Annotated in this window: 22 protein-coding genes; 10 read left to right on the top strand and 12 right to left on the bottom strand. The window is 66.7% G+C overall.

The window, feature by feature from the left end; genetic code table 11:
- Positions 1–460: 460 nt before the first annotated feature.
- Positions 461–1,843, bottom strand: a complete 1,383-nt coding sequence (locus ACWETB_RS22295; protein ID WP_452213712.1) for a putative glycoside hydrolase — start codon at positions 1,841–1,843, stop codon at positions 461–463.
- Positions 1,840–3,087: a phenylacetate--CoA ligase family protein gene (locus ACWETB_RS22290; RefSeq protein ID WP_452213710.1), complete on the bottom strand. Its 1,248-nt coding sequence runs from the start codon at positions 3,085–3,087 to the stop codon at positions 1,840–1,842. Before ACWETB_RS22290 ends, ACWETB_RS22295 begins: the two co-directional genes overlap by 4 nt.
- A 213-nt stretch (positions 3,088–3,300) precedes the next feature.
- Here ACWETB_RS22290 and ACWETB_RS22285 point away from each other — a divergent pair, with 213 nt between their 5' ends.
- The 4 genes from ACWETB_RS22285 (at position 3,301) to ACWETB_RS22270 (ending at position 8,438) form a co-directional block, all read left to right on the top strand.
- Entirely contained in the window at positions 3,301–5,481 is a 2,181-nt protein-coding gene (locus tag ACWETB_RS22285; protein ID WP_452213708.1) for an alginate lyase family protein, read from the top strand.
- Between the two features lie 79 nt (positions 5,482–5,560).
- Positions 5,561–6,904, top strand: coding sequence for a nucleotide sugar dehydrogenase (locus ACWETB_RS22280; RefSeq protein WP_452213706.1), 1,344 nt, complete (start codon positions 5,561–5,563; stop codon positions 6,902–6,904).
- On the top strand, positions 6,901–7,926 hold the full coding sequence (locus ACWETB_RS22275) for a glycosyltransferase family 2 protein (RefSeq protein ID WP_348807803.1): 1,026 nt from the start codon (positions 6,901–6,903) through the stop codon (positions 7,924–7,926). The genes ACWETB_RS22280 and ACWETB_RS22275 overlap by 4 nt, the downstream gene beginning before the upstream one ends.
- Positions 7,923–8,438 carry a DUF3558 family protein gene (locus tag ACWETB_RS22270; protein ID WP_452213704.1) on the top strand — a complete coding sequence of 172 codons (516 nt, stop codon included), beginning with the start codon at positions 7,923–7,925 and terminating at the stop codon, positions 8,436–8,438. The genes ACWETB_RS22275 and ACWETB_RS22270 overlap by 4 nt, the downstream gene beginning before the upstream one ends.
- A 971-nt stretch (positions 8,439–9,409) precedes the next feature.
- Here ACWETB_RS22270 and ACWETB_RS22265 read toward each other — a convergent pair.
- Together ACWETB_RS22265 and ACWETB_RS22260 are read right to left on the bottom strand one after the other, a co-directional pair.
- Positions 9,410–10,744, bottom strand: a complete 1,335-nt coding sequence (locus ACWETB_RS22265; protein ID WP_452213702.1) for a glutamate-1-semialdehyde 2,1-aminomutase — start codon at positions 10,742–10,744, stop codon at positions 9,410–9,412.
- Positions 10,741–11,871, bottom strand: coding sequence for a class I SAM-dependent methyltransferase (locus ACWETB_RS22260; RefSeq protein ID WP_452213700.1), 1,131 nt, complete (start codon positions 11,869–11,871; stop codon positions 10,741–10,743). Before ACWETB_RS22260 ends, ACWETB_RS22265 begins: the two co-directional genes overlap by 4 nt.
- Before the next feature lie 29 nt (positions 11,872–11,900).
- Between ACWETB_RS22260 and ACWETB_RS22255 the strand changes: the two genes are divergently transcribed.
- Entirely contained in the window at positions 11,901–12,464 is a 564-nt protein-coding gene (locus tag ACWETB_RS22255) for a dTDP-4-dehydrorhamnose 3,5-epimerase family protein (RefSeq protein ID WP_452213698.1), read from the top strand.
- A 12-nt stretch (positions 12,465–12,476) separates the two neighbouring features.
- On the opposite strand, the gene ACWETB_RS22250 is transcribed toward ACWETB_RS22255, so the two are convergent.
- From ACWETB_RS22250 to ACWETB_RS22230, 5 genes are read right to left on the bottom strand one after another with little or no spacing between them, the layout of a single operon-like run.
- Entirely contained in the window at positions 12,477–13,517 is a 1,041-nt protein-coding gene (locus tag ACWETB_RS22250) for an NAD-dependent epimerase/dehydratase family protein (protein WP_348804993.1), read from the bottom strand.
- Between the two features lies 1 nt (position 13,518).
- Positions 13,519–14,169, bottom strand: coding sequence for a PIG-L deacetylase family protein (locus ACWETB_RS22245; protein WP_452213696.1), 651 nt, complete (start codon positions 14,167–14,169; stop codon positions 13,519–13,521).
- A complete protein-coding gene (locus tag ACWETB_RS22240) occupies positions 14,166–14,954 on the bottom strand; it encodes a glycosyltransferase family protein (RefSeq protein WP_348804995.1) in 789 nt (262 codons plus the stop codon). The genes ACWETB_RS22245 and ACWETB_RS22240 overlap by 4 nt, the downstream gene beginning before the upstream one ends.
- Before the next feature lie 31 nt (positions 14,955–14,985).
- Entirely contained in the window at positions 14,986–16,224 is a 1,239-nt protein-coding gene (locus tag ACWETB_RS22235) for a methyltransferase domain-containing protein (RefSeq protein ID WP_452213718.1), read from the bottom strand.
- Positions 16,225–16,226: 2 nt separating this feature from the next.
- Complete coding sequence (locus ACWETB_RS22230) at positions 16,227–17,627, bottom strand: sugar transferase (RefSeq protein WP_452213716.1); 1,401 nt, start codon at positions 17,625–17,627, stop codon at positions 16,227–16,229.
- A gap of 542 nt (positions 17,628–18,169) precedes the next feature.
- Between ACWETB_RS22230 and ACWETB_RS22225 the strand changes: the two genes are divergently transcribed.
- Positions 18,170–19,132, top strand: a complete 963-nt coding sequence (locus ACWETB_RS22225; RefSeq protein ID WP_348804997.1) for a 1,4-dihydroxy-2-naphthoyl-CoA synthase — start codon at positions 18,170–18,172, stop codon at positions 19,130–19,132.
- A gap of 16 nt (positions 19,133–19,148) precedes the next feature.
- Entirely contained in the window at positions 19,149–19,724 is a 576-nt protein-coding gene (locus tag ACWETB_RS22220; RefSeq protein WP_348804998.1) for a YdcF family protein, read from the top strand.
- A gap of 13 nt (positions 19,725–19,737) precedes the next feature.
- Here ACWETB_RS22220 and ACWETB_RS22215 read toward each other — a convergent pair whose 3' ends face one another.
- The 3 genes from ACWETB_RS22215 to ACWETB_RS22205 form a co-directional block, all read right to left on the bottom strand.
- Positions 19,738–20,613, bottom strand: coding sequence for an EAL domain-containing protein (locus tag ACWETB_RS22215; RefSeq protein ID WP_452213693.1), 876 nt, complete (start codon positions 20,611–20,613; stop codon positions 19,738–19,740).
- A complete protein-coding gene (locus ACWETB_RS22210; protein ID WP_452213691.1) occupies positions 20,607–20,942 on the bottom strand; it encodes a hypothetical protein in 336 nt (111 codons plus the stop codon). The genes ACWETB_RS22215 and ACWETB_RS22210 overlap by 7 nt, the downstream gene beginning before the upstream one ends.
- 196 nt (positions 20,943–21,138) lie before the next feature.
- Positions 21,139–22,197, bottom strand: a complete 1,059-nt coding sequence (locus tag ACWETB_RS22205) for an LLM class F420-dependent oxidoreductase (RefSeq protein WP_452213689.1) — start codon at positions 22,195–22,197, stop codon at positions 21,139–21,141.
- A gap of 213 nt (positions 22,198–22,410) precedes the next feature.
- Here ACWETB_RS22205 and ACWETB_RS22200 point away from each other — a divergent pair, with 213 nt between their 5' ends.
- The 3 genes from ACWETB_RS22200 to ACWETB_RS22190 are packed head-to-tail and all read left to right on the top strand — an operon-like array spanning position 22,411 to position 24,354.
- Entirely contained in the window at positions 22,411–23,661 is a 1,251-nt protein-coding gene (locus ACWETB_RS22200; protein ID WP_449741469.1) for an anion permease, read from the top strand.
- A gap of 39 nt (positions 23,662–23,700) precedes the next feature.
- Positions 23,701–23,988, top strand: a complete 288-nt coding sequence (locus ACWETB_RS22195) for a hypothetical protein (protein WP_348805002.1) — start codon at positions 23,701–23,703, stop codon at positions 23,986–23,988.
- A gap of 54 nt (positions 23,989–24,042) precedes the next feature.
- Positions 24,043–24,354, top strand: coding sequence for a DUF3349 domain-containing protein (locus ACWETB_RS22190; RefSeq protein WP_452213687.1), 312 nt, complete (start codon positions 24,043–24,045; stop codon positions 24,352–24,354).
- The last annotated feature ends 28 nt before the right edge of the window (positions 24,355–24,382 follow it).

Below are 24,382 nucleotides of genomic sequence, written 5' to 3'. Positions count from 1 at the left end.
ACCGCAACCCGCGCTGGAAGCCACCCAACGCCCAGCGCCACCCCACCAGGGTCTCGACACGGGCTCCGCTGGCGCTCCGCCCGGCTCGACCAACGGACCAGATTCACCAACGAAAATAGCTGCACCCCAGCACAAGACCCTCACGCTGGTCGAGGAGCGAGGAGCGCCAGCCGCCGCGTTGAGCTCCGTCGAAACGACGAGCCTCGAGACCACCGCAACCCGCGCTGGAAGCCACCCAACGCCCAGCGCCACCCCACCAGGGTCTCGACACGGGCTCCGCTGGCGCTCCGCCCGGCTCGACCAACGAACCAGATTCACCAACGAGAATAGCTGCACCCCAGCACAAGACCCTCCCGCTGGTCGAGGAGCGAGGAGCGCCAGCCGCCGCGTTGAGCTCCGTCGAAACGACGAGCCTCGAGACCACCGCAACCCGCGCTGGAAGCCACCCAGCGCCCAGCCTCTACCGCACCAAGACGACACCATCACGCGCACCGATCGCCACCCGCTGCACCGACCGCCCGTTGTTGACCACCGGATCCTGGGTTCCCTTGAGATGGCGGTAGGTTCGCTCGAGGTCGATGCTCACCGGTTCATCCGTCGTGTTCACCAGCACGATCCCGTGATCAAAGTCGCGCCGGTACACACCTTCTCGTGGTGAGCCGGTCCCTGTTGACGTTCGCGCCGAGAGGGCAGCCAAGTCCGGATCGGCGACGATCGGCTTGCCCAGGTAGCCGCGGCCGAGTCCACCACCATCCAGCTCGTCGTAGTACCGGACTTGTCCGTAGTCGGCGCCCATCGGCGCCCACCAACCGTTCTGCAGCAGGGTCAACGTCAGGAACAGTCGCGCGCGGGCATACCTCGACGTCGCGGGCCCCCGGACGGAGTCGATGGTCATCCCGACGATCGGTTGCCGCAACTGTGACGACGTCTGTGCCGCAACATAAGCCGCGAGGTCGTCGTCGATCGACCGATCGGCCAGCGGGTCGGCGAAACTCTCGAACACCCGGCCGTTCAACCGTTGCTCGCTCAGGGTGCGATCACCGTTGGCGATGAGGATCGCATTTCCCATGCGGGACCGCATGATCCGTTCGGCGCTGCTGAGTCCGCGATCCAGCGGCCCGCCGGGTCCCATGATCTCGTCGGCCGGTTCATCCTTCCCATCGCCGTCGATATCCCACGCAGCGGCGTCGGCGGTGTAGATCCGTTCGGCCCACACGTCGAGAAACACCCCGTCCCACAGCCCGGTGTCCCAGATCTGATCCACCACGAAGTTCGCCGCGTACTCGGCGTAGGTCTGCCCGTTGACCCGCGGCGCCTGGTCGGTGAGGTTGGTCATCACGTGACCGGGCCACTCGTGCACCGGTTTTCCCGACGCGGTGTAGGACAACCACTGTCGCGGAAATCGGCTCGTGGTGGAGTTGCTGAACTGCCACAGGGTGTACGCGTTCTGCCAGTACCCGCGGGACCCGGTCCGCGGCATCTTGTCCACCAGATTCACATACGCCAACAGGATGATTCCCGGGTGCCGGGATCGCAGGTCGGCGAAGAAGCTGCGCGGCAGCCGGTTCTGCCATTCGGCGTCGACGACGACGATGTCGTATCGGGCCAGCGCGTCGAGCGTCGGCAGCTTGTCCTGATCGAGGACATACGTTGCGGTGCGCGGAAATTCCGGGCTGATGACCTGCGTCTGCGCGGTATCGGCCACCGACGCCGTCGACGATCCGACCGTCGCCCTCCACGATGACTGCGCACCGCCACCCCCACACGCCGACAGCCCCAGCACCAGCGCGGTCAGCACCGCCGGCACCGGTCCCCATCGACGCATGAAGCGCGGACGCGTCATCGTCCGCCGATCACCACGGCAGGTTTGAGCTTCCCGCTCGCCGGACGTGCGATGGACTCGAGTTCCCGAATGGTCACCTGTTGTCCGGCACCGAAATACGTGGCGACGTTGTCGTGGATCTGCGCGGCGATCTCCACCCGGTCATACCCGCGGCCGGGCACCACCCGCACCTCGAACTCGCCCGGCGCCAGTTGCGCGATCTGCACCTCCCGCAGCCCGACAAGATCGTCGACGATGGTGGCGGGCAACGGCAACGGCCGACCATCGATGGTGTGGAAGGCATCCTCGCTGCGCCCGTCGATACTCCCGATCTGCGGAAACGCCCGACCACACGGACACGGTGTCGTGGGCGTCGGCCCCACCTCGTCGCCGGTCCGGTACCGCAGCAACGGGAAACCGTAGTTGTGCAACGCGGTCCCGACGATCTCCCACCGGTCGGTGGCCCCCGAGACCGGCAGCAGCTCGACGATCCCGTAGTCGCTGAACACGTGATGGCCGCCGGCTTCGCAGTTGCCGGTGAGGGCAACCCGTTCGGTCTGGCCGTAGTGATCGACGATCGGCCCGACGAACACCTCGCGCATCAGGTCCCGTTGCCGCGCGCTCATCACCTCCGACGAGGTGATCAGCGCCCGCACCGGGAGACGGCGCCCCCGTTCGGCCAGCAGTGCCGCGAGCAGCGTGATGCTCGACGGCCAGCCCTCGATGGCGTCCGGGCGGAAATCCTCGATCGCCGTGACGATCTCGTCGAGGCGATCGGCGGTCAGGTTGTAGCTGGACACCAACAGTTGACGGGCACCGGGAACCTCCCGGGTCACCGCGCCGTCGGTACCACCGGCCCAGCCGCGCAGAATCACCCGACGCGCCGACCGCGGCAACCCGAACCAACCCCATTGTCGTTCCAGCGCACCGAGTTCATACACCGACGACCCGGGCGTGCGGTACACCGTCACCGCCTTGCCGCTGGTCCCACTCGAATGCGACTTCCACATAGTGCCCGCCGGGTACACCCGGAAATCGTCGGGCCGCTCGACGAGATCATCCCGAGTGATCAACGGCAACAACGCCAGGTCATCGATCGTGCGGATGTCCCTCGGTTCGATACTGTTGTCCCGAAACCATTTCCGATAGAACGGTGACCGGCGCGCCGCCACCGCCACCACGGCACGCAGCCGACGGTCTTGATAGCGACGCAGTTCCGCCTCGTCGGCGTCCGCCATTCGCGACAGCGTCACACCCGAACTCATCCGCAACGGATGCGCCCGCCGCAGACGATGCTTCAGACTTTGTGATCCCCCCGGTGGTGCCATTGCACTCCCCTATGCCGTTATAGTGATATTCGCAGTTGTGCGTGCGCGGATGTGATGCCACCCGCCGCACTGTCGGCGTTCCCCCCGCTGACCTCACTGAGACTACCGTGTCGTCGCCACCCTGCGCGATACCTGCCCGAGGGGAACTCGATGTCCAGACTGTCCTGGTATGCCGATCGGTTGCGGTCGATGTCGCCGGCCGAAATCGGTTGGCGGGTCGTCACCACCGCGCGGTCACGGTCGCCGCTGCCGACCCGATCCGCGCGCCTGACCGCGCCGGAGTGGGCCGCCGCGCACGCCGCATTCCGAGCTGGGCTCAATCGTCCGATCCTGCTCGACCGCGCCCGCGCGCAACGCATCGCCCGCGAACATCCCCGCGACACCGCGGCATTGATCGCCGCCGCCGACGACGCGGTGGCCCTGCGTTTCGGCTGGTTCGGTTATCCGACTGCGCAACTGGCCACCCCCGTCGACTGGAACCACGATCCCGTCGCCGATGTCACCTGGCCCTCGATCGCGGCGTCCCGGATCGATCACCGCACCGCCGGCGGCGACGTCAAGTGGATCTGGGAACTCAACCGGCTCCAGCACCTCCCGTGGCTCGCCCAGGCCTGGCTGATCACCGGCGACGATGTCTACGCCAACGCGGCGTTCGCGCAACTCGATTCGTGGATCACCCAGAACCCGCCCGGCACCGGGATCGCGTGGCGCGGTGGTTTCGAGGCCGGGGTCCGCGCGATCTCGGTGGCGATCGCCCTGCAGGGCCTGCGTGAGAGTCCGCAGTTCACCGAGGACCGTTTCGTCGCCGCCGCCCGCATGCTCGCGAGGTCGGCGCAACGCTGCTGGGCCGGTCGCAGCCTGTTCAGTTCCGCCAACAATCACCTGATCGGGGAGATGGCCGGCCTGGCCACGGTGGCCCTGATCCTGCCGGACCTTCCGGATGCGCGGTGCTGGGAACGCAACGCGATCCGCACCCTGATCACGCACGCCGACCGCCAGATCCTGCCCGACGGATCCGGCGCCGAGCGGGCCGTCGGCTACCAGATCTTCACCGCCGAACTCCTTCTCGTCGTCGCCCGCCTGATCGCGTTGCGCGACGGCACCGCGCCGCCGGCACTCACCGACGCCATCGGCCGCAGCGCACGATTCCTGGCCGCGACCGTCGGCACCGGAGATCCGGCCCCCCGCTACGGCGACGACGACGAGGGTTTCGCTCTGCGTCTCGACGCCGAACCGACCCGTACGGTGCGCAGCCACCTCGCGATCGTCGGTCGCGCACTCGGCGATCGGACCCTCACCCGTCGCGGCACCGAATCACTCACTGGCGCATGGCTCGCCCATCCCCATGCGCCGCACTCGGAGACCACCATCGCGGACTCCTTCCACGCCCCCGACGCCGGGCTGGTGGTGCTGCGCAGTGGTCGTCGACGCATCACCATGGACGTGGGTCCGCTCGGCTTCCTGTCGATCGCCGCCCACGGGCACGCCGACGCCCTGTCGATCACCCTCGCCGACGACGGTCGGGAGATCATCACCGATCCGGGCGCCGGCAGCTACTACGGCACCCCGCAGCGCCGAACGGTCCACCGCGGCACCCGGGTTCATGCGACGGTCACCGTCGACGGCGCCGACCAGTCGGTGATCGGCGGCCCGTTCCTGTGGAATGACCACGCGGCGGTGCGCATTCGGTCCGTGGATCTCGAGGCCGGCATCGTCGACGCCGAACACGACGGTTACCAGCGACTTTCGCAGCCGGTCACGCATCGGCGTTGGCTGATCGCCGCACCCGACCGCCCCGAGATCGTCGTCGTCGACCTGCTGACCGGCACCGGATCCCACCGTGCGACGGTGTCGTGGCCGCTGGCACCGTCGATTCACGCCGACGCCGCCGCCGCCACGGGTGGTGACGAGACCGCCACCGCGGCTGCCACACTCACCGATCCCGGCGATCCGCAGGCGGGCACCTATCACCTGGTCACCGCCGCCACCACACCGCTGCGCACCGAGGTTCACCGCGGTGATCCCGCATCGCATCTGGGGTGGTGGAGCGAACGCCTCGAGAAGGCGATACCGGCCACCCTGCTGGGTATGTCCGGCCACGCGGCGTTACCGATCGCGATGGTGAGTGTGCTCACGCCGGACGAGCCGGTGACCGAACTCACCATCCGCCGAAACACCGATTTGTCCGAGTTTCCACAAGAAAACTTGGTGATTGACTGGCGTTTTCACGCGCAAAGCCATAGCCTGGACATTGCCATCGCCAAGGACGGAGTCGTGTTGGGGGACACGAGGGGACCCGGAATTCGCGAGCGGGCCGTCGGATCGACGTGACCCGACGGGGGGACATCACAAACACATATGGGGGGGAACCTTGACGGTTCACGTTGACGACACACGCGCTGAGGTGCATGTGTCGAACAGTGTGGTGGGGGCCGCACGACTCAGCATTGTGGGACTCGGCTATGTCGGGTGCGTATCCGCGGCATGCTTTGCGCAGCGCGGCTTCCCGGTGATCGGGGTGGACGCCAACCCGGAGAAGGTCGAGTTCGTACGACGCGGCAAAGCGCCGGTCGTGGAGGAACTGATCGGCGAATTGACTGCCGAACAGGTCAATTCGGGCCGACTGACGGTTTCGGCCGACACCGCCGCGGCGGTCGCGGCCACCGACATCACCCTGGTGTGTGTCGGCACGCCATCCGCGCCGAACGGGGCATTGAGCACCGCGTACCTCGAACGCGCCACCGAGCAGATCGGTGCCGCCCTCGCGGCCAAGGACGCCTGGCACGTCGTCGTCTATCGCAGCACCATGGTGCCCGGGACGTGCGAAAACCTGCTGATCCCGATCCTGGAGCGGACCTCCGGCAAACGCGTCGGCGTCGACTTCGGCGTCTGCGTCAACCCGGAATTCCTGCGTGAGGGCACCAGCGTGCGTGACTTCAACGAGCCTCCGAAAACCGTGGTCGGACAGTACGATTCGCGCAGTGGCGCGATGGTGGAGGCAATCTACGACGGCCTGCCGGGGCCGCGGTTCCGGGTGCCGATCGCGGTCGCGGAGATGATGAAGTACGTCGACAACAGCTTCCACGCCCTCAAGGCCGGTTTCGCCAACGAGGTCGGCGCCATCTGCGCGTCCCTCGGCATCGATTCGCACGAGGTGATGGACATCTTCCTCGCCGACACCAAACTCAACATCAGCCCGGCCTATCTGCGTCCCGGATTCGCCTTCGGCGGCTCCTGCCTGCCGAAGGACGTTCGCGCGCTGACCCACGTGGCCCGCCGCAACGACGTCGAGGTGCCCGTGTTGTCGAATCTGTTGTTCTCCAACGAGGCTCACCTGCGGCGCGCCGTCGAGGCGATCATGCGGCAGCACAAACGCAAGATCGGGATCTTCGGACTGTCGTTCAAACCGGGCACCGACGACCTGCGGGAAAGCCCGCTGGTGGAGTTGGCCGAACGTCTGTTGGGCAAGGGATTTGACGTCAAGATCTTCGACAGCAACGTCAACCTGTCCCGTCTGATGGGCGCCAACCGCGCCTACATCGAGGAGCGGTTGCCGCACCTGGGTGAACTGTTGACCGGGGATCTGTCCGCGGTCGCCGAGCACGCCGAGGTCCTCGTCATCGGATCGCAGGATCCGCAGGTGTCACACATGCTCAGCACCCTCGACGACGACCGCCTGGTGCTCGACCTGGTGCGGGTACCCGAGGCGCACGGCCGTCGGGACCGGTTGAACTACACCGGAATCGCGTGGTGAGTGCCCAACTGTCGTTCCTCACGACGGCGTGGGGAACCGAAGATCTCATCGCCGCGACCATCGAGTCCGTGCAGGCCCAGACCTGCCCGGACTGGGAACTCGTCGTCGTCGACAACGGCGAATCCGACGCGATGGCCGAGGTCGTCGGCCGGTATGGCGCCGACGATCCGCGGATCCGGCTGGTGCGCCAGCCCAATCGGGGCTATCGCGGCGGCGTGATGGCCGCGGCGGCCGCCGCTTCGGGGGAGTTCGTGTGCGTCCTCGACAGCGACGACACGCTGCTCCCCCGGTTCGTCGAGCGGGTGTTGGCGACCTTCGACGCGGAACCCGGCGTCGCGGCGGTCGGCGTGGACGCCCACCGATTCGGCGAACCCGATGTGTCGGTGAATCTTCCGGTCGACTACATGGCGTCGGTCGGTGTGCATCACCCGCCGTCGCCCGATACGCCGCTGACGCTGGTGGACGTGCTGTCCGGGTGTGTCCCCTACTATTGCGCGGCCATCCGCCGCTCCGCGTGGGACACCGTCGAGGGGTACGACCCGCAGGGCACCGGGATGTCCGATGTCGACGAGTCGGTCATCATCTGGTGCCGGCTGGTGCGCGAGTTCGATGCTCGGCTGCTGCCGGAGGTGTTGGCGCGGTACCGACTCCGGTCGGATTCATTGTCGCGGGACCCGGCCCGGGTGGAGCGGTTCGAGAACGAACTGATGCGGTCGTTTCAGGCGGGTGCGGGGACGTCACTGTCCGCCGAGGAGGCAGCCGCACTGGATTCAACGTTGCGTCGGCTGCGGTACCAGCAGCAGATCCGACGATCCCGTCACGCGCTCCTCGAGGGCGACGCGTCAGCCGCCAAAATCGCTGCACGCGATGCCTTCCGCCTGCGTCGCACCGCACGCGCCGGCACCATCTACGCCGGCTTGTGCGTCGCACCGGGCGCGCTGACCCGCATCCACCCGGCCAAACAGGCCATCACCGCCCGCACCGAGGTCGCGTTGGGTCGTCTGCGGAAGAGTTCGGCATGACACGTCCGACGATGTTCCGCCGTGCCGCAGGGGCCGTCTTCGCCGTACCGGTGGCGACGGCGTTGGCGGCCTGCGGATCACCGTCGGACACCGCCTCCGAATCGTCGGCACCCGCGATCTCCGATCCGTGTACCGCCATCGGCGACAACCTGATCCGCGAGCTCGACCTCAACCCGGCGACCCGCACACCCGTCACCCCAACAGGCACCGAAACCAGCGCCTGCGAAGTCTCCTCCTCCGACACCACCGTCCGCTTCTCCCAGTCGACGACCACCTTCGAGGCGTACCGGGACTCCCATCAGGGCAACCTCATCGGCGTCAACGTCAATCAACGCCCCGCCGTCATCGTCCGCAGCCAATCACAATGCACCCTGGCGATGAAGGACAACGCCGGAATCACCTCGCTGCGAGTCACCGTCAGCGTCACCGCCCTCGAATGGGGCATGAACCCCTGCGGCCACATAGAGTCCTACGCCACCACCATCGAGCCGACGATCCCGCCGCTCGCATAGCGCCCGCCGGCCGAGTGCGCCGCTCGAGCGGAGCGAGCTCGTCGCGTATCGAGGCCACCCCGCCGGCCGAGTGCCGACGCCACCTCCCGCTGGTCGAGGAGCGAGGAGCGCAAGCGACGAGCCTCGAGACCACCGCAGCCCGACAACCTGACCCGCCCAACGACTCCCAGCCCCATCTCACCGGGTCTCGACACGGGCTCCGTTTCGACGGAGCTCAACGCGGCGGCTGGCGCTCCGCCCGGCTCGACCAACAAATGAAAGCCCATCACAGCGGGTGGTCACCTCGCCGGCCCAGACCCGACGCAACCCCCGCTGGCCGAGTGCCGACGAGCTTGCGAGTCGGTGTATCCGCCGGGCCGAGCTTGTCGAGGTCGAGGCCACCCCCGCCAGCCGAGTGCCGACGCCACTTCCCGCTGGCCGACTGCCGACGCCCCTCCCGCTGGTCGAGGAGCGAGGAGCGCAAGCGACGAGCCTCGAGACCACCGAAAGCCGACAACCCGACCCGCCCAACAACTCCCAGCCCCACCCCACCGGGTCTCGACACGGCTCGTCGTTTCGACGGAGCTCAACGCGGCGGCTTGCGCTCCGCCCGGCTCGACCAACGAATGAAAGCCCACCACAGCGGGTGGTCACCTCGCCGGCCCAGACCCGACGCAACCCCCGCCGGCCGACGCTACCCCCGCTGGCGGAGTGCCGACGCAACCCCGCTGACCGAGTGCCGACGCCCCTCCCGCTGGTCGAGGAGCGAGGAGCGCAAGCGACGAGCCTCGAGACCTCCGAAAGCCGACAACCTCACCCGCCCAGAATGTCCCAGCCCCATCTCACCGGGTCTCGACACGGGCTCCGCTGGCGCTCCGCCCGGCTCGACCAACGGATGAACGCTCGACACGGCTCGTCGTTTCGACGGAGCTCAACGCGGCGGCTTGCGCTCCTCACCGGCTCGACCAACGGATGGACCCCGCCGGCCGACCTCACAACCTCCGCGGCTCCGCCTTGGCGCGTAACGCCGGCGCGACGGGCCGACCGTTGAGCAGTCCCTCCACCGAACCCGCCTCCAGGGCTTTGCGATACGCCGGCAGTGCGCCGCGGACGGCGTCGATGGTGTCGTCGATATCGCGGTCGGTGTGTGCGGCGGAGGTGATGAACGACTGCCCGAGCACACCGCGACTGATCAGTTCCTGCAGGAACAATGTCCGGAACTCCTGCGACGGTGCGCCCGTGTGGTCGCGGGTCAGGAAGATCAGGCATGACGGCCGGCCGACGGCCTGGAGGTACTCGCCGATCCCGAACTCGGCGGCCACCTCGTTCACGCCAAAGGCCAGCCGGCGACCCGCAGCCTCCATGCGGCGGATCGGATCTCGCTCCTCGTATGCCTGGACCACCGCCCGGAATGCCGCGAGCGAACCGGTTTCCGGGCCGTGCGTCGTCGACAGCAGGAACACGCGGTCGGCGTCGGTGTTCAGCCCGCCGAGCTCCATCAGCTCCGCCCGGCCGGCCAGCGCCGCGATCGGGAATCCGTTGCCCATCGCCTTACCCCAGCACGACAGGTCCGGCCGCACCCCGTACACCGATTGTGCGCCGTGCTCCGACCACCGGAAGCCGGTGATCATCTCGTCGAAGATCAGCACCGACCCGTACCGATCACACAGCGCGCGAACACCTTCCAGGAACCCCTCGGCGGGTTCGGCCATCGCCGTCGCCGCTTCCAGGATCACCGCGGCAATCCCGTCGGGGAACTGCTCGAACTGCACCCGCAGCGAGTCGAGGTCGTTGTAATCGAACCGCACCACCGGGTCGGTCGCCGACGACGGGATACCCGCATTCATGCCGGTGGTGCCGATGAACCAGTCGTCGACGGAGAAGAACGGATGTGTGCAGGCCGCGACCCGTTCGCGTCCGGTCGCCGCGCGTGCCAAACGAATCGCGGCGGTCGTCGCGTCGGAGCCATTCTTGGCGAACTTCACCATGTCCGCGGTCGGCACCAACCGCAAGAAGTCCTCGGCCGCATCCACTTCCAGAGTCGTCGGCCGGGAGAAGTTCATCCCGTCGAGCATCGCCGAGTACGCCGCGTCGATCACCGGGCGATACCCGTGACCCAGCGTCACCGACCGCAGACCGATGCCGTACTCCACGTACTCGTTGTCGTCGGCATCCCACACCCGGGCGCCATGCCCGTGCACGATCACCGGCGCCATCTGCTCCGGATACTGGTCGGCGGCACGCGCATACGTGTGCGCGCCCCCCGGAACCAGTCGATGCAAGCGCGCCTGAAGCTGATTGGATCGCGTGAACACTCGCTCGGTCATCGCACCTGCACCTGCCTCGCCTCGTCGGTCGTCGTCACACCGGCGTCGTTGCCGTTCAGGTCAGGTCCGTCGACGTACCATCGACCGGACAGTTCCGGGTACCGGGCACTCACCTCATCGAGCAGATCGGGAACGGTCAACAGCACCCGATCCGGCTGGGCGTCAACGAGTTCCTCGGGTGAGATGATCGGGACGTCCGTGCCGGGCACACGTCGTCCCCGCTTGGCCGGTGACGCATCGGCAACCCCGCGCAGCAGCGACGAGTCGACGCCGGCGCGATGCAACAGCGCCACCGCCCGCGACGCCGCACCGTAGGCATACACGGACTCCCCTGCCGCGCGAGCACCCTCGAGCCAGCCGCGCAACGCCGACGTGTGCGCATCGACGACGTCCTGCAGCGCCGTCGGCGGCATCCCCCGCAACACCGCCCGCTCCTCGTCGGCGAGGGCGCGCAGTGCATCCGACGGAGCATGCACGCCATGACGAGCGGCGACGAGTACCGTGCCGCCGTAGAGGTCATAGCGCCACGCATCCACCGCCGACATCCCGCACACCCGCAGCAGCGTCGTCAACGACCGCAGCGAGTAGTAGGCGAAATGCCCGTGGCGCAGCGCATTCCACTGACCGTCCCGCATGATCGTCGCGAACGAGTGAAAGTGCATGAGCAGCACGCCGTCCCGAGCGGTCGATCCGGCCCGCTGCGCAAACGCCGCGGCCTGGTCGGGTTCGTGCATGATGCCCAGGGAGTCGAGTACCACGTCGGCACAGTCTGATTCGGTGAAGCCACGCTCGGCCATCAACGGCAGCCAGGTGCCGCCATGGGGACTTCCGAACTCCCGCACCGTCGTTCCCTGCAGATAGCCGGCGGCGGCGACGTCGGCGATGGCGGCCGCGGCCTGGTCCCGCAACGCCTGCGGTTCCACCCCCCGCGGTTCAGCGGTCACCGTGTCGTCGTCGGCGAGCTGCGCCAGACCGCACGCCGCGCACCGATCCATCGCGAGCGGATGCGAGGCCTCCGCGACGGTCACCGGTGAGGTCGCCAACGGGAAGTCGTCGGCGGCGGGCACCTGCCCGAGATCCAGGATTCGGCGCAGACCCCACGATCCGCACCCACGGCACCACTTCATACTCGATTCCTCCTGTCGCGCATGCCATCATGGTGGGCGTGATCATCGACACGACCGACCTCGCCGACGTACTGCTGATGCGGCCGACCCCTTTTCGGGATGACCGCGGACTGTTCACCCGAACCTTCGACGCCGAGATCTTCGACGACGCCCTCGGCCGTCCCGGTGCCGCGGCGCAGTTCCTGCAGGATTCCCAATCCCGCTCGGCGCAGGGCGTGCTCCGCGGGATGCACGGCCGTTCCGGTCGCGGCGAGGCCAAACTGGTCCGCTGCGCCCACGGCGCGGTACACGACGTCATCGTCGACATCCGACCTGATTCGCCGACTTTCGGTGCGCAGCAAGCGTTTCTGCTCGACGACGCCGACTTCGCTCATCTCTACATCCCTCCGGGCTTCCTGCACGGATTCCAGGCCCTCACCCCGACCGCCGACGTCTGCTACCGCATCGACCGGCCGCACGATCCGAGCGAGGACATCGGTGTCCACCACGCCGATGAGGACCTCGCGATCGCCTGGCCGCAGCCGATCACCACCGTGTCGGCACGCGACGCCGCGGCCGGCAGCTGGGCGACCCTGGTCACCCAGCTGCGCTGAGCCTCACCGCGGTCACGACATCACCCGCGCGACCGCACCCAGCCGTCGCATCGAGTCGTCGAGGACATCCGCGGCGCGCAGCCGCTCCAGGGTCGCCAGCCGCACGAACCGCTGCGTGAACGCCTCCTGGGTCAGCCCGTACTCGGTGTAGGCCTTGGCCAGTTCGGCGGCACCGTCGGCCACGCTCCACGCGGCGGTGAACCCGATCTCGTCGCGCGCCTTGCTGAAATCGACACGGTAGGAGCGGGTGTCGGCGCCCGTCTCCCCGGTGATGGCCAGCTTCGATCCGGGTACCGCGTCGACGACGTGTTCGGCGATCTGCGCGACCGTCAGATTGTTCACCTCGGTGCCGACGTTGTACGCCTGCCCCGACACCACGTCGGCCGGCGCGGTGAGGCATACCCGGAACGCCTCGGCGATGTCGCGGGCATGCACCAGCGGCCGCCACGGCGTGCCGTCGGAGAGCACCTTCACCTGCCCGGTGAGCACCGCATGCCCGACGAGATTGTTCAGCACGATGTCGGCGCGCAACCGCGGCGAGAAGCCGAATGCGGTGGCATTACGTAGGAACACCGGGGTGAAACCGGAGTCGGCGATCGCGGCGACGTCACCCTCGACGCGCACCTTGCTCTCCGCGTACGGCGTGACCGGCCGCAGCGGCGCGTCCTCGGCGACCAGACCGTCACCGGCGGCGCCGTACACCGAGCAGGTCGACGCGTACAGGAAGCGGGACACCCCAGCCTCTTTCGCGGCCTTCGCCAGCCGCACCGAGCCGTGATGGTTGATGTCGTGGGTGATTTCTGGCTCCAGCGAGCCCAGCGGGTCGTTACTCAACGCCGCCAGATGGATCACTGCGTCGAAGCCGACGAGGTCGGCAGGCTCGACGTCGCGCAGGTCCCGCGAGATCGACGGCGGGTCGTTCGGGTACGGGCCGAGGACGCTGTCCTCGAAATAGCCGTTGTCCAAACCGGTCACGTCGTGACCAGCCGCGGTAAGGATGGGCGCCATGACGGTGCCGAGGTAGCCCAGGTGGCCGGTGAGAAGTACGCGCACGTCAGTGTCCTCCGAAGTCGATGACGGTTTTCGCGACGACGAACGCCTCGGCGTAGCGGACGCGGCATTGCACACCGCGGATCCGCATGAGTCCCAGGAACGTCTCGTCGTCGAACCAATCCCGGTCCACCTGCGACGGATAGCACTTGTGCAGCAGGCGCACCTTGTCCAGCGCCGTTTCGGTGCTGACCGGATGGTAGTGGGTGGGTGTGGGAGTGTCGTTCTCCCACTTGATGATTTCGTATCCGAGGATCATCTGGTCGCGAAACTCGGTGGGTGCCAGCTTCGCAAGTTCCCGGTGATCCTGGTGCGCATCGTCGGGCTGGGTGGTGAACACCAGATCGGGTTCACACTGCCGACGAAACCGTGCCAGTGCCTCTTTGAGCTGTTCCCAGTGCGCCGGTGTGCGGCCGTCGGGCAGGTCACCGATGTGCACGTCCAGGTCGGCGCCGGGGCAGAACTCGCCCAACGCCTCCACTTCCTCTGCGGCCCTTTCGGTTCCGGCACCGGTGGCGACGAACACCTGCACCCGGAGCCCGGGGTTGTTCCGGCACAGCGTCAGCAGTGTCGCACCCATCCCGATGGCGATGTCGTCGCAATGTGCTCCGAGCACCGCGATTTCGCGCAGCGTCGCGAACTGCGAAGCGATCACGCGGGAACCGTTTCGTGATCCCACAGCATCCACGGCCGTTCACCGCGGTGGTAGGCGGCCTCGAGTTCGGCGCGTTCTTTGAAGGTGTCGGCCGGTTTCCAGAATCCGGCGTGCTTGTATCCGAACAGGCGGCCCTCCTTGGCGAGGGTGCCGCACGCATCCTCGACGAGGTCCCCACCCTCGGGCAGCAGGTCGAACACTTCCTGGCTGAGCACGAAGAATCCGCCGTTCTCCCAGATCGGCAGCTTCGACACGGCGGTGATGCCGCCGACGTGACCGTCCTCGGAGATGTCGACGCAGTGGAAGGAGGACTGCGGTGGCACGATCAACATCGAAGCAGCACAACCGGATTGCTGGAACTTGTCGACGATGACGTCCATCGGCGCGTCGGAGAGCACGTCGGCGTAGTTGGCCAGGAAGTACTCGTCGCCGTCGAGGAACGGACGGACCCGACGCAGCCGCTCGCCGATCGCCGACTCCAGGCCGGTGTCGACGAAGGTGATCGACCAGTCCTTGATGTCGGAGTCGAGGAGTTTCACCTCGCCGCCGTCGATGACGAAGTCGTTCGACGCGGTCTCGCGATAATTCAGGAAGTAGTCCTTGATGTGCGTGGCACCGTAGCCCAGGCACAGGATGAACTCGCGATGCCCGAAATGCGCGTAATACCGCATCACATGCCAGATCAGCGGACGCGGCCCCACCATCTGCATCGGTTTGGGCACCGGATCATCGGAGCTGTTGCGCATCCGCATCCCGTATCCCCCACAGAACAAGACGACCTTCATGATTGCTCCCCCTCGGAGTCGATAGTGTCCGCTACCCGGCGAATTCCGGTGTAACTGTGTGCAATTCAGGCAGCGGATACACCAGCCGCCCTCCCCATTCCCCCACGAAACGCAGCTGCTCGGTGATCTCGGCCTCGAGATTCCACGGCAGCACCAGCACCACATCGGGCCGGTCCTTCTCGATCTGCACCGGATCCAGGATCGGAATCCGGGTGCCCGGCGTGAATCGGCCGTGCTTGTACGGGTTGCGATCGACGGTGTACTCCACCAGATCCGGTCGTATCCCGCAGTAATTGAGAAGCGTGTTGCCCTTTCCGGGCGCGCCGTAGCCGACGACCTTGAGTCCCTGTGCGCGGCAGTCGAGCAGGAACCGCAGCAGATTCTGCCGCAGGCTCTCGGTGTGTGCGGCCAGGCCCAGATAGCCGGTCACGTCATGCAATCCGTCGGCCTCTTCGGCGGCGAGCACCTCCGCCACCCGCGGCGACGGTTCGCCGGACGCCTCGTCGGGCCGCGCCCAGACCCGGATCGAACCACCATGCGTGGTAAGCAATTCCACGTCGACGACGCGCAGTCCGGCGGTCGCCAGCGCCCGCGCCGCCGACAGCACCGTGTAGTACTGGAAGTGTTCGTGATAGATCGTGTCGAACTGGCCGAGTGTCACCAGGTTTCGGGCGTGATGCACCTCGATGCTCAACCAGCCGTCGTCGGCCATCAACCCACGCAGTCCCTGGGTGAATCCCAGCAGATCGGGGATGTGCGCGTACACGTTGTTGGCCACCACCAGATCCGCCGGTCCGTGCTCGGCGCGGACCCCTAGCGCGGTGTCGACACCGAGAAACGCGGTCTCGGTGGGCACCCCGACCGTGCGGGCGGCCTCGCCGACGTTGACCGACGGTTCGATTCCCAGGCACCGGATTCCGCGGTCTACGGCGTGCCGCAGCAGGTACCCGTCGTTGCTGGCCACCTCGACGACGAACGACTTGTCTTCGAGCCCAAGACGTTCGGCGGTGTCGTCGACGAACGACTTGGCGTGCGCCACCCAACTGTCGGAGTACGACGAGAAGTACGCGTACTCGGTGAAGGTGTCTTCCGGGGTGATCAGCGCCGGGATCTGCAGCAGCAGGCAGTCCTCGCACAGCCGAAGATGCAGCGGGAACGTGTTTTCCGGCTCGTCGAGGTTCGCCGGCGTCAGGAAACGCTCACACGGCGGGGTTGCGCCGAGGTCGAGGACGCTGCGCATCCGCTCCGACCCGCACAGACGACAGTGCAACATCAGTAGGCACCTTCCTTGGTCACAACGGCTTTGACGGTGCGCCACAGGATTGCGGCGTCGCCCATGATCGACCAGTTCTCCACGTAGGACAGGTCGAGGTGAACCGACTCCTCCCACGACAGGTTGGAGCGTCCCGATACCTGCCACAGTCCGGTCATTCCGGGCTTGACGAGCATGCGCCTCGCGACGCGACCGTCGTAGAGTTCGACTTCCTCGGGCAGCGGCGGCCGCGGACCGACCAGACTCATCGTCCCACCGAGCACATTGAGCAACTGGGGTAGCTCGTCGATGCTGTAGCGGCGCAGCAGTTTCCCGAAGCGGGTGACGCGCGGGTCGTCGTGGATCTTGAACAGCACACCGGAGCCCTCGTTCTGATCGAGGAGTTCCTGCTTGCGCAGTTCCGCATCGCGGTACATCGACCGGAACTTCCACATCCGGAACGGTGCGTTGCCCATGCCGACGCGTGTCGCACGGTAGAACACCGGTCCGGGCGAGTCGAGTTTGATCAGCAGCGCGATCAGTGCCAGCACCGGCGCGATCAGCAGCATCATGACGGTGGCGCCGCCCCGGTCGACGAGGGCTTTCCGGAACCGGGTGGCGGCCTCGTACTGCGGTTTGTCGATGTGCAGCAACGGCAATCCGGCGACCGGGCGCACCATCATGCGTGGGCCGGCGATGTCGGTGATGCCCGGCGACACCATCATCGAGACACCGACCTTCTCCAGGTCCCAGGACAGCTCCCGCATTCCGGCATGTCCGAGGGCTTCCGCCGAGGTCACCGCGACCACGGAGGCGCCACACGCCTGCACGGCAGCACCGACGTCGTCGAAGTCTCCGAAGACGCCGACCTCGGCGTCGTCAACGATCAGAGCGGTCTCGGCCGACCGCATACGCGCGGTCGGCAGGCACGCCCCGGCGACGTGCAGACCGAGTTCGGGGCGGGCAACCAGATGACTGATGAGGTGTGTGGCGGAGCGGGTTTCGCCGACGACGAGGACTCGCTCGATGAAGTCACCGTCGGATCGTCGGCGCGCCAGCCACTTTCGCCACAGCCAGCGCGATACCAGCAGGGCCACCGTGCCGACGGGCAGCGCCATCGCGAAGAATCCGCGCGAGACGTCGAGTTGCAGGGCGAGCGCCAGTATCGCCAGCACTCCGAACACCGACAGCGACGCCGAGACCACGCGACTGTATTCCACAGAACCAGAACCGATTACGCGTCGATCCAGCGTCTGGTACACCCGCAGTGCCACCATCCAGGCCACGATCAAGCAGATCGAGATCGCCGTAACCGGCAATCCCGCCGAACCCGACGGCTCGGTGTCGAAACCGAATCGCACCGACTGCGCCACGAACACCACCGCGGTGATCGCGATGAAATCCGTCCAGCCGAGCGCCATCGCATAACGCCGTAACACGTCCGCCGAAACTGACTGTGCAGCAGACGAATTCAACCACCGCAGGTGCTGTGCGCGCGTCTTTCCCCCCGTCGTCTCCCGCGCAGAAGACGACGCCGTAGGCGTCACTATAGATCTCCCCCTCAAGAAGAATCACTTGTCCCGGCCCGTCATCATCACTTCGCAGCCCCCCAGCCGCGTCCCCACCGTGATGAGAAAAGCCAAGCAGAAATGTACTCCTTTGAACGGCCCGAGGCAATAGAACCGACAGCTCGCACCGGCCGCCGCGCCCACTGACAGCGCTGTCTCGAGAATCCGCGGGGCACGAGGGAATTCACGTTGGTCCTCCGGCCCGTCTGCCCATTTCTAGACATTCTGCGAGTAGAGATTCGGCAAAAGCCCAGGTCGCGGGGGTGGGTGTACTCGGCGAATGTCTAGAAATGGGCACGGGGTGTGCTCGACCTGCGAGATTCGTGTGCGTCCGCCGTCAACGGAGAAGAGAGCGCCGTCAACGCCACCCCATCCGTCCCCGATAACCTGTCTGCATGAGCACCGCAGCGGCGCAGTCGCAACCGTTCGACCCGACCCAGTGGGCAACCGTCCCCGGATTCGACGACCTCACCGACATCACCTATCACCGGCACGTCGGTGCGGGTCGAGCGAACGGCATCGTGCGGATCGCGTTCGACCGCCCGGAGGTGCGCAACGCGTTCCGGCCCCACACCGTAGACGAGCTCTATCGCACCCTCGATCATGCGCGCCGCAGCCCCGACGTCGGCACCATCCTGCTCACCGGCAACGGGCCGAGTCCCAAGGACGGCGGTTGGGCCTTCTGCAGCGGCGGTGACCAGCGAATTCGGGGTCGCTCCGGCTACCAGTACGCCACCAGCCACGACAGCGACGTCACCGCCGCCGGGGCGCACACCGTCGACGAGGCCCGCGTCAAGGCCGAGGGCGGTCGGCTGCACATCCTCGAGGTGCAGCGCCTGATCCGCACCATGCCCAAGGTGGTCATCGCCGTCGTCAACGGATGGGCGGCCGGCGGCGGTCATTCCCTGCACGTCGTCTGCGACCTCACCCTCGCCTCCCGCGAACACGCCCGGTTCAAGCAGACCGACGCCGACGTCGGCTCCTTCGACGCCGGGTACGGCAGCGCCTACCTCGCCAAGCAGGTCGGCCAGAAGTTCGCCCGCGAGATCTTCTTCCTCGGCGAGTCCTACGACGCGGAGACGATGCACCGGATGGGGGCGGTCAACCGCGTCGCCGACCACGCCGAGCTGGAGACCACCGCCATCGAGTGGGCGCGCGCCATCAACGGCAAATCGCCCACCGCACAACGCATGTTGAAGTTCGCGTTCAACCTCGCCGACGACGGACTGATGGGTCAGCAGGTGTTCGCCGGTGAGGCCACCCGCCTGGCCTACATGACCGACGAAGCGGTCGAGGGCCGAGATGCCTTCCTGGAGAAGCGTTCTCCGGACTGGGACGCGTTCCCCTACTACTACTGACCCACGCCGACCACGTATGCTGCGCCGACTCCTGATCACCCTGATCGTCATCGTCGTCGGAGGGCTCACCGCCTTCTACGGCCTGGGCTACCAACTGTTCTACCGGGATCACTCCGATCAGCTGCGTCACGTCGACGCGATCGTCGTGCTCGGCGGCGAGCACGACGGTCGCGAGGACTACGGAATCCAGCTGGCGCGTGAGGGTTACGCGAACACGGTGGTCATCTCCAACCCGGAACTGGCCATCCCGCCGGAGTACCTCGAAGGCACGTATCAGTTGATGCAACGCGTATGTTCCTCCAGCACAGCGCAAATCGAGGTGATCTGCTTCGCACCCAACCCGTCGACGACGCGCGGTGAGGCGATGGAGGTGCAGCGACTTGCCGCCGAACGCAATTGGCACTCGGTGATGGTCATCAGCTGGCGCTACCACATGGTGCGCGCCCGCTACATCTTCGGCCAGTGCTTCGACGGTCAGACCGTCATGAAACCCGTCCCACGTTCATACACAAGCAATTTCGGTTTCTGGACCAAGGAATTCGCCTACCAGTACACCGCACTGGGCAAGGCCGCGATGCTCGGCTGCGACTGACGCAGCAGAACACTCACCCCTTCAACGACCCCAACGCCGCCGGCCGCCCGAACAGATAGCCCTGGGCGTAGTCGAAACCCAGCGTATTGAGGATCGGGATCAACTCGGGCGATTCCACTCCCTCGGCGACGGTCCGCAGTCCGGTGGCCTGCGCGAGGTCGCAAATGGTACGGGTGATCGCCACCGCGACCGGATCGACGAGTAGCTTGCACACCAACGCGATATCGACCTTGAGCACCGCGATCGGCAGATCCTTGATGTAGCTCAGGGCGGAGTATCCGGCACCGAGGTCGTCGATGCACACGGTGCAGCCGACCGCGCCGAGCTGCTCGATGGTGCGGCCCGCCTGACTCGGCCGGCGGATGATCTCGTCCTCACGCACCTCGACCCAGATCCGGTCGAGGGCGATCCCCTTCTCGGCGGCCGCATCGACGATCGCGTCCACACATCGCGGGTCCAGGAGCTGACGCTCCGACAGATTGATCGCGACGAAGGCCTTGGGGCAGTGGTTGGCGATGGCGCCCGAGGCGAGCGCCGACACCGCGGTCGCCAACGAGTCCCGCGTCACCGGACGCAGCAGCGCCGTCTCCTCCAGAAACGGGAAGAAGGCCGACGGGCCGTACAATTGCCCGCCCGAGCCGTACCACCGCAACAGGGCTTCATACCCGGCCACCTCACCGTCGCCGAGGGAGACGATCGGCTGGTAGTGCACCCGGAAGTCGCTCGGCGTGGCGCGGGCGAGCAGCTTCATCTGGGCGGCCTCGTCGTCGGTGACCGCGATGAGTGCGTCGTCGACCACCACGACCCGCGACGCCGACCTCAACGTCCGCGACAGCCCTCGATGCCCGAAGCGCACGAGCTCGCCCCAACTCACGGCTTCTGTCAGCATCCAGGCACCGACCACACCGAGGCGGACGTCGACATAGTTTGGCCGCTCGCCCGTGTCGATGAGAATTGCCCCGCCTCGAAGCGACTCCGCAGCGCATCCAGTGCACCCGGTCCGCCGTGCGGGATCAGCAGCGCGAACCTCGTCGTCGACAGTTCGACGACGGTCACCTCCGCATCGATCGCCGACACGGTCTCGTCGATGTGCCGACGCGCCACGGCAACGGCAGCGGAATGCCCCAGCGTGGACGCCAGCCGATACATGGGATCGACCTTGATGACCGCCACCACCGCGTCGGGCGTCGGCTCACCGACGACCCGCTCACGCTCCATGACTCCGCCTGCCCCCTGTGTTCCGGCCGCCGCCGCGCGCCACGACGCTAAACCCGAATGATTCCACGCCGCAGAACGCTTCGCACAACCGACTACCCGATTGACCACCGATTTCGCAAAGTCAGAAAGCCGCAATGTGGTTCACCGCTCGGGGCCGTGGCGAAATGGGTCAGGCGATCCATCCGACGGCCCACCGTCAGCCGAAGATCTCGGCGAGCTGCTCCATGTCGGAAACCCGCTCGGCATGGGTGGGCGCCAACGGCCCGGCCAGCACGACGGTGACCCCGGCCTTGCGGAACGCCTCGACCCGCTCGGTCACCAACGACTTCGGGCCGATGAGGCTCATCGCCCGGACGAGCTCGTCGGGCACCGCCGCGGCGGCCTCGGCCTTCTTGCCGTCGAGATAGAGGTCCTGGATCTCCTTGGCCGCGTCGGCGTAGCCGTAACGCACCGCGAGAGTGTTGTAGAAGTTCTTGCCGCGCGCACCCATGCCACCGATGTAGAGAGCGGCGTGATTGCGCACATGCTGCATGGCGCGTTCGATCTCGTCGGCATCCTCGGAGATCCGGGCGCTGGCGCCGACGACGATGCCGAGGTCGGGCAGCGACGGATCCCGCTTGGCCTTGCCCGCCGCGAGGGGCTCACCGAAGGCCAGGTCGACGTACTCGGGATGGAAGAGGAACGGCTGGAACTCCTCGAACATCTCTGCCGCCAGCTCGGTGTTCTTCGGCCCGATAGCTGCCAGCAACATCGGAATACGATCGCGCACAGGGTGATTGATGATCTTCAGCGGCTTGCCGAGACCGGTGCCGCCGTCCTCTTTGGTCAGCGGCAGCGTGTAGTGCTTGCCCTGGTACTCCGACTTTTCCCGGCGCCAGATCTTGCGGGCGATCTCGGCGTTCTCCCGAGCCCGCCCGACGGGGTAGTCGTATTTGACGCCGTGGAAGCCCTCGATCACCTGCGGCCCCGATGCGCCGATACCGAGGATGAACCGTCCACCACTGATGTAGTCCATGCCGGCCGCGGTCATCGCGAGGTTGGTCGGCGTGCGGGAGTACATCGGCAGGATGCCGGTCTGCAGCTCCATCTTCTCGGTCTTGGCGGCGATGTAGCCGAGCTGGCTGACCGCGTCGAAGCTGTAGGCCTCGGGTACCGCAATCCGCCCGACACCGGCATTCTCGAAGTCGACGAGGTTGTTGATGGTCTCGCGGAAGTCGCCCGCGTAGTTGATCGGCATACCCAGCTTCAGCGTCATGCCCGGATTCTTCCACACCGTTTTCCGACGACGACGCGCCCGTGCGATCGCTCGGTCGTGCCGCTTCCGGTATACCCATGGGGGCAATTAGATGAACAGTTGGTGAACACGTGCGCTCACGGCATGAACTCGCAGGTCACACCGCTATCACGACCCGATCCAGATGACCTGATTTTTAGGCGGATCGACACCGAGAGTCGCATGATAATCCGCATGAGCGGAGAGATGCTGATACTTGTGCTGCTGGTCATCACGGCACTCGGCTTCGACTTCACGAACGGCTTCCACGACACGGGTAATGCCATGGCGACATCGATCGCCACCGGCGCACTCAAGCCCAAGGTCGCCGTCGGGATTTCGGCCATTTTGAACCTGGTGGGTGCGTTCCTGTCGGTTGAGGTCGCTGCCACCATCACCAAGGGCATTCTGAACCTGCAACAGACCAAGGGCGCCGACAGCGGCGAGCTGGTCGCGGGGATCAGTGCCACGACAGCATTGTTGATCATCTTCGCCGGCCTCATCGGCGGCATCCTGTGGAATCTGTTCACCTGGCTGTTCGGCCTGCCGTCGAGCTCGTCGCACGCCCTGTTCGGTGGCCTCATCGGTTCCGGCATCGCCGCCCTCGGCCTTTCGGGCATCAACTGGAGCGGCGTGTGGACCAAGATCATCCTGCCCGGCCTGATGGCGCCGGTGATCGCCTGCATCGTCGCCACCTGCGGCACCTGGTTGATCTTCGCCATCACCAAGAAGATCGCCGAATCCCACAAGGAAGCCGGTTTCCGGTACGGCCAGATCGCCTCGGCGTCGCTGGTCTCCCTGGCCCACGGCACCGGAGACGCCCAGAAGACGATGGGTGTCATCGCGATGGCCCTGATCGCCACCGGCCACCTCGAGGCCTCCAGCGTCAGCCACGGCCTGCCGTTCTGGATCGTGTTCACCTGCGCCGGCGCCATCGCGCTGGGCACCTACCTCGGCGGCTGGCGCATCATCCGCACCCTGGGCAAGGGCCTCGTGGAGATCACCTCGCCGCAGGGTATGGCCGCCGAGGCCAGCTCCGCCGCGATCATCCTGACCAGCTCGGCCGCCGGTATGGCGCTGTCGACGACGCAGGTCGCCACGGGTTCGATCCTCGGTTCGGGTGTCGGCAAGAAGGGCGCCCAGGTCCGCTGGGCCGTCGCCGGCCGCATGGCCGTCGCCTGGGTCACCACCCTGCCGGCCGCCGGCATCGTCGGCGCCGTCTGCTTCGGCATCGCGCACCTGCTGGGCAACGTGCTCGGCGCGCTGGTCATCTTCGCCATACTGATCGCCCTGTCGGTGTTCATGTGGTACCGCGCGCAGCAGAACAAGGTCGACTCGAACAACGTCAATGCCGAATGGGACGAGAGCACCAACTCGATCATCCCGGCCGAGATGAACACCGAGTCCGTCGACACCACCAAGCCCGGCTCGACTCCGGTCGCCTGAACCCCGTCATCTCCTGACCAGTAAGGACACTGGAATCCCATGACAACTCTCGAAGCGATCGGCAAGGTCCTGATCGTCGGACTGATCTTCGGTGCGGGACTGCCGGCCCTGTTCGCGGTGGGACTACGCGTGCACGCCGCCGGCATGGGTGACGCCAACGCCGACGGCTCCGTCACCGCCCCCAACCCGTTCCTCAAGGCGGTCGGTTACCTGTTCTTCGCCATCGTGATCGCCGCAATCGTGTTCGGCATCCTGTGGATCACCCGGCAGACGCTCAACTACTACTTCGACATCAAGATCTTCCCCGAGTGGGCCTACAAGAAGTAGTTCGACCGTCCACGTCGTCCGCCCGAGTCATCGACTGATCCGCAAGAGGACTTGATGAGTAACACCTCGCTGTTCGAATCCGCCGTCAACTGGATTCGCAAGGGTTACCCGGAAGGCATCCCGCCCACCGAGTTCCCGCCACTGCTGGCCCTGCTCATCCGCACGCTTGATGAGGAGCAGGTCACCGACGTCGCGCTGCGCCTGGCCCGTGAACACGATCTCGATCGGCCGTTGTCGGAGACCGACATCGCCGACGCGATCGCCCAGGTCACCTCGGAGGTCCCGACCGACGACGAGATCAACCAGGTGGCCGGTCGTCTGGCCGCAGCCGGGTGGCCACTGTCGCACCCGACCGCGAACGTCTGAGCGCCTCGCCCGACATTCCGAAGCGCCC

The sequence above is a fragment of the Gordonia sp. NPDC003950 genome (assembly GCF_053605205.1).
Note: the sequence above shows the minus strand (reverse complement) of the source record. Positions and strands in the feature narration are given on the sequence as shown.